The sequence below is a fragment of the Pseudomonas sp. PS01299 genome (assembly GCF_029960145.1).
Classification (GTDB): Bacteria; Pseudomonadota; Gammaproteobacteria; order Pseudomonadales; family Pseudomonadaceae; genus Aquipseudomonas; species Aquipseudomonas putida_A.
In genome coordinates, this window is sequence record NZ_JASCPO010000323.1 from 1 (window position 1) to 5270 (window position 5270).

Here is a 5270-nt window from a genome sequence, read left to right on the forward strand (position 1 = left end):
GGGCTTGCTCGCGAAGGGCGTCAACGAAGACGCGTACAGCCTGATTAAACGCGGTGCTGCTACGGTCTTTCGCGAGCAAGCCCGCTCCCACAGTGTTGCCCCGAGCACCAGCCGCTGCCTCGCAGCGGCTTTTGTATTTTCTGAAATAACGAAGTGGAGAGCCGCATGGTTCCCGTAATCGCCCTGGTGGGCCGACCGAACGTCGGCAAATCCACCTTGTTCAACCGCCTGACCAGGACTCGCGACGCCATCGTCGGCGACTTGTCCGGTCTGACCCGTGATCGCCAGTACGGTGAGGCCAAGTGGCAAGGGCGTTCCTACATTCTGATCGACACCGGCGGTATCTCCGGCGACGAACACGGTATGGACGAAAAAATGGCCGAGCAGTCGCTGCTGGCCATTGAAGAAGCGGATGTTGTGCTGTTCCTGGTAGATGCCAAGGCCGGTTTCACCGCCGCCGACCAGATGATCGCCGAACACTTGCGCAAGCGTAACAAGCGTTCCCACGTGGTTGCCAACAAGGTCGACAACATCGACCCGGAAATGGCCCGCGCCGAATTCGCCCCGCTGGGCATGGGCCACGCGATCCCGATCGCCGGTGCTCACGGCCGTGGTATCACTCAGCTGCTGGAAGCGGCGCTGAGCGATTTCCCGCGTGATGATGACGAACCGGCGGAAGGCGAAGAAGAAGAGATCGTCGCCGAGGGTGAGGAAGCCAAGCGCATTCCTGGCCCGAGCGAAAAAGACGGGATCAAGATCGCCATCATCGGCCGTCCGAACGTCGGCAAGTCGACTCTGGTCAACCGCATGCTCGGTGAAGACCGGGTCATCGTCTACGACCAGCCAGGCACCACCCGCGACAGTATCTACATCCCGTTCGAGCGTAACGACGAGAAGTACACGCTGATCGACACCGCCGGTGTGCGCAAGCGCGGCAAGATCCACGAAGAAGTGGAAAAATTCTCCGTGGTCAAAACCCTGCAGGCGATCAAAGACGCCAACGTGGTGATCTTCGTGATGGACGCTCGCGAAGGTGTGGTCGATCACGACCTCAACCTGCTGGGCTTTGCCCTCGAAGCCGGTCGTGCGTTGGTGATCGCAATCAACAAATGGGACGGCATGACCCCGAGCGAGCGCGACTTTGTGAAGGTCGAGCTGCAACGTCGGCTGTTCTTCGTCGACTTCGCCGACATTCACTTCATCTCGGCGCTGCACGGTACTGGCGTGGGCAACCTCTACGCCTCGGTGCAGAACTCGTTCAAGTCTGCGGTTACCCGCTGGCCGACCAGCCGCCTGACGCAGATTCTCGAAGACGCGGTCAGCGAGCACCAGCCGCCGATGGTCAACAGCCGCCGGATCAAGCTGCGTTACGCTCACCTGGGTGGTGCGAACCCGCCGATCATCGTGATCCACGGTAACCAGATCGAGAAAGTGCCGAAGTCGTATGTGCGCTATCTGGAGAACACTTACCGCCGTGTGCTGAAGCTGGTCGGTACGCCGATCCGCATCGAGTTCAAAGGTGGCGAGAACCCGTACGAAGGCAACAAGAACACGCTGACCGACCGCCAGGTCAACAAGAAGCGTCGCTTGATGTCGCACAACAAGAAAGCCAGCAAGAAGCGTCGCGACAAGAAGTGATTCAGGTCTTCACCCGAAAGGCGCCGCTTGCGGCGCCTTTTTTATGGGCTGATGGTTGTCATTGAGCGCTCTTTGGCGTTACTACCCTGGTAGCGCAGCAGGAAGAAGTCCGCATACGGAGACAGGCCTTGCGATTTTCCCAGCACCAGAATTCGGCCAATGTCGTCCACCGCGAGATCGATGGCACGCTCAAGCATGTTTCCCATGCCGTCACTTACCCAGCCCTGGCCTTCGCCAAAGTTCGGGTCCAATTCAGCATTGTCCAGAAAACGCGCCAATAACGGGACAACGTTCAGGTTTTTCTCGGCGTAACCCACAACCAGCGTCGTATTGTCGGGTTGTTGCAAAGCCTTCAGCCACGCGCAACGATCGTGAATCTTCACCTCGCTTCTAAAGGTGTCGTCACTGCCGTCAGCCTCCAGGCGAGCGAGCAGCGCTTGATCGCCCCGTGACCCAGCGCACAACAAACGATCGCCGGGAAGTGCGACGATGCTGGTGATGTTCCAGTCGGGCTTTCGCAGTTCGCCCTCTCTTCCGAATGACGGATCAATCTCGCCGTCAGCCGTGAATCGGTAGATGACCGCATCACTGCTCTCTCCCGAAAGTTCTCCAAATACCAGAATACGGTCATCGTTCTGGATGATCAGGCCCTTCTTGCGAAAGTTGTGTCCAGGTGCTGGTTTGATCGTGAGATGTCCGTTGCCCCGGGCAAAGTTATTGTCCAGCTTTGCGTCTTGGGAGATTCTGGCCAGTACTGCGGTCGAGTTAAGTGCATGCGGTGTGACGAGGTCATGCCAGACATGCTCAAAGGCGAAGACAAAATGACCGGTTGATTGCCTGTCTATGCTGGTGGGTGAGGCGCCCACTGAACTGCTCGGGTCACAGGGTAACTTGTAGACATATCTTCCTCCCCTGCCGAATGGCTCGTCGTAACGGCCGTTCATGTTCAGTCTGGCAAAAGCGGGGACATCCGTTGGCCGGTCATTAGTAAAGACACCTGCTAGAACTACCTTCGACCCGGTTATGAAGATTCGTTGACAGGCAGAGGCCAGTCGAGCGTCATCGGGGTTGAAGCGGTCGGCCATATAACCGTTATTGAAAGGCAAGTAAGGCTCACCTTTCTGGTTGAGGCACGTTATGGCGAAATTTTGCTGCAAGTCATCGCCCGATGGCTGTTCCACGTCGCCGGCAATAAAGATCCTGCCCTCGCTGGCGAGTGTAAGACTATTGGCGTGATAGGCACTCCCGAAATTGAATTTGAGTTTTTTCTTGCCGCCTTTGCCAAACGTGGTATCCAGATTACCTGCCTTAATGATCATTCGTGTTGTCATCACTGCGATTCCTTGAGATAACGAGGTTGTGCCGTGGACCCAGTTAAAAGCTTGCTGCAACTTACCGCTACTGTCAGAAGTTACAGGGGAGGGCGTATTGCGCGACCACTCATCCGTTTTCCTCCGGCGCGAGTAGGTTCAAGGTGCCTTTTTGTGATTTCGTATTGCCGCGCATCGTAGGGAACGACTTTTTTTATCGTATTCGAATGGGCTATTCTCGGGCTCTCCCGCGCCGTCGTCAGAGCCGGGTGTAGAGCAGGGAACCCCTCGATGATCACCAGTAAGCTGCCGAATGTCGGCATCACTATTTTCACGCAGATGTCTCAGCTCGCGGCGCAGACCGGAGCGATCAACCTGTCCCAGGGTTTTCCTGATTTCGACGGCCCACAATCCCTGCGTGACGCGGTCGGTCGGCATATCGCCAGCGGCCGTAACCAGTATTCACCCATGACCGGTCTGCCGGCGCTGCGCGAGCAAATCGCGGCGAAAATCGCGCGCAGCTATGACGTGAAAGTCGATGCCGACAGCGAAGTGACCGTGACGCCGGGTGCGACCCAGGCGATCTTCTGTGCGATTCAGGCAGTTATCCACAGCGGTGACGAAGTCATCGTGTTCGACCCGTGCTACGACAGCTATGAACCGGCGACGCAGTTGGCGGGCGGCCGCTGCGTGCATGTGCAACTGAACCCGCACGATTTCTCCATCGATTTCGACAAGCTCGCCGCGGCCCTCAGCCCGCGCACGAAAATGATCGTCATCAACACGCCGCACAACCCGAGCGGTGCACTGATCAGCCGTGCCGAACTGGATCAACTGGCGGAGTTGATCCGTGGTCGCGACATCTATCTGATCAGCGACGAGGTGTACGAACACCTGGTGTTCGACGGTGTGCCGCATGTCAGCGTGTTGGCTCACGAAGAGCTGTACCAGCGCGCATTTGTGGTCAGCTCGTTCGGCAAGACCTACCACGTGACGGGCTGGAAAACCGGTTACGTGGTTGCACCGCCGGCGCTGACCGCCGAGCTGCGCAAGGTGCACCAGTACGTCAGTTTCTGCGGTGTCACCCCGCTGCAATACGCCCTGGCCGATTACATGGCCGAGCACCCGGAACACGTTGAAGAGCTGCCGGGTTTCTATCAGGCCAAGCGCGACCTGTTCTGCGATTTGCTGGCGCCGTCGCGCTTCACCTTCACCCGCGTCACCGGCACGTATTTCCAGTTGGTCGATTACTCGCAGATTCGTCCTGACTTGAACGACGTCGACATGGCGATCTGGATGACCCGTGAACACGGCGTGGCGAGCATTCCGGTGTCGGTGTTCTACCAGAATCCACCCGAAGGCCAGCGCCTGGTGCGCCTGTGCTTCGCCAAACGCGAGGAGACGCTGCGCGAAGCAGCGGCAAAACTATGCGTGATCTGAGTGCATTGCCCGATCTCAATCTGGCGCTGATCCAGACCAGCCTGGCCTGGCATGACCGTCAAGCCAACCTTGAGCACTTCGAGGTGCTGCTGGAGCAGGCCCGAGGCGCCGACCTGATCATCCTGCCGGAGATGTTCACCACCGGTTTCTCCATGGAGTCGGAAACCCTCGCCGAAGCCGAGCATGGCCCGACCAGCAAGTGGATGAAGGCGCAGGCCGCGAAACTGAATGCGGTGATCACCGGCAGCGTGATCATTCAGGCGGCGGACGGCAGCCATCGCAATCGCCTGCTGTGGGCACGCCCGGACGGCGAAGTCTGGCATTACGACAAGCGCCACCTGTTCCGCATGGCCGGCGAGCACAACCACTACACCCCCGGCGAGCGTCAGGTGCAGTTCGAACTCAAGGGTTGGCGGATCCGGCCGCTGATTTGCTACGACCTGCGCTTCCCGGTGTGGAGTCGCGACGCGCAGGATACCGATCTGCTGCTGTACACCGCCAACTGGCCGGGTGCCCGGCGTCTGCACTGGAACCGCTTGTTGCCGGCGCGGGCGATTGAAAACCTGTGCTACGTGGCGGCGGTGAACCGGATCGGCACCGACGGCAAGGGCTTTGCCTATACCGGCGACAGTCAGGTGCTGGATTTCCAGGGCGAGACGTTGCTGGCGGCGGGGGAGGCGGACGGGGTGTTCAAGGTTGTGCTGGAGGCCGCGCCATTGGCGGCGTATCGCGAGCGCTTTCCGGCGAATCTGGATGCGGATACCTTCGAGCTCACTTGATATTCGCGACCGCTTTCGCGAGCAAGCCCGCTCCCACAGGTAGAACGCAATACCCGGTGGGAGCGGGCTTGGTCGCGTAGAGGCCCGATCAGGCAACACAAAA

General features: G+C 59.0%; 4 protein-coding genes. 3 read left to right on the top strand and 1 reads right to left on the bottom strand.

The genetic code is table 11. The annotated features are described in order from the left end of the window. Positions 1–165 precede the first annotated feature (165 nt). Positions 166–1638 (top strand): ribosome biogenesis GTPase Der, encoded by a 1473-nt coding sequence (gene der / locus QMX91_RS28845; RefSeq protein ID WP_027612132.1) that lies wholly within the window; start codon positions 166–168, stop codon positions 1636–1638. Between the two features lie 41 nt (positions 1639–1679). Here der and QMX91_RS28850 read toward each other — a convergent pair whose 3' ends face one another. Beyond that, complete coding sequence (locus QMX91_RS28850; RefSeq protein WP_223008009.1) at positions 1680–2969, bottom strand: hypothetical protein; 1290 nt, start codon at positions 2967–2969, stop codon at positions 1680–1682. Between the two features lie 270 nt (positions 2970–3239). On the opposite strand from QMX91_RS28850, the gene QMX91_RS28855 reads away from it, so the two are divergent. Together QMX91_RS28855 and QMX91_RS28860 are read left to right on the top strand one after the other, a co-directional pair. After that, positions 3240–4388, top strand: coding sequence for a pyridoxal phosphate-dependent aminotransferase (locus tag QMX91_RS28855; RefSeq protein WP_282413759.1), 1149 nt, complete (start codon positions 3240–3242; stop codon positions 4386–4388). Beyond that, positions 4376–5167 (top strand): amidohydrolase, encoded by a 792-nt coding sequence (locus QMX91_RS28860; protein WP_098965474.1) that lies wholly within the window; start codon positions 4376–4378, stop codon positions 5165–5167. The genes QMX91_RS28855 and QMX91_RS28860 overlap by 13 nt, the downstream gene beginning before the upstream one ends. Positions 5168–5270 lie beyond the last annotated feature (103 nt).

Bases quoted from the DNA above. Each gene is read 5' to 3' on its own strand.
- der (WP_027612132.1), top strand. From the start codon at position 166: ATGGTTCCCGTAATCGCCCTGGTGGGCCGACCGAACGTCGGCAAATCC.
- QMX91_RS28850 (WP_223008009.1), bottom strand. From the start codon at position 2,969: ATGACAACACGAATGATCATTAAGGCAGGTAATCTGGATACCACGTTT.
- QMX91_RS28855 (WP_282413759.1), top strand. From the start codon at position 3,240: ATGATCACCAGTAAGCTGCCGAATGTCGGCATCACTATTTTCACGCAG.
- QMX91_RS28860 (WP_098965474.1), top strand. From the start codon at position 4,376: ATGCGTGATCTGAGTGCATTGCCCGATCTCAATCTGGCGCTGATCCAG.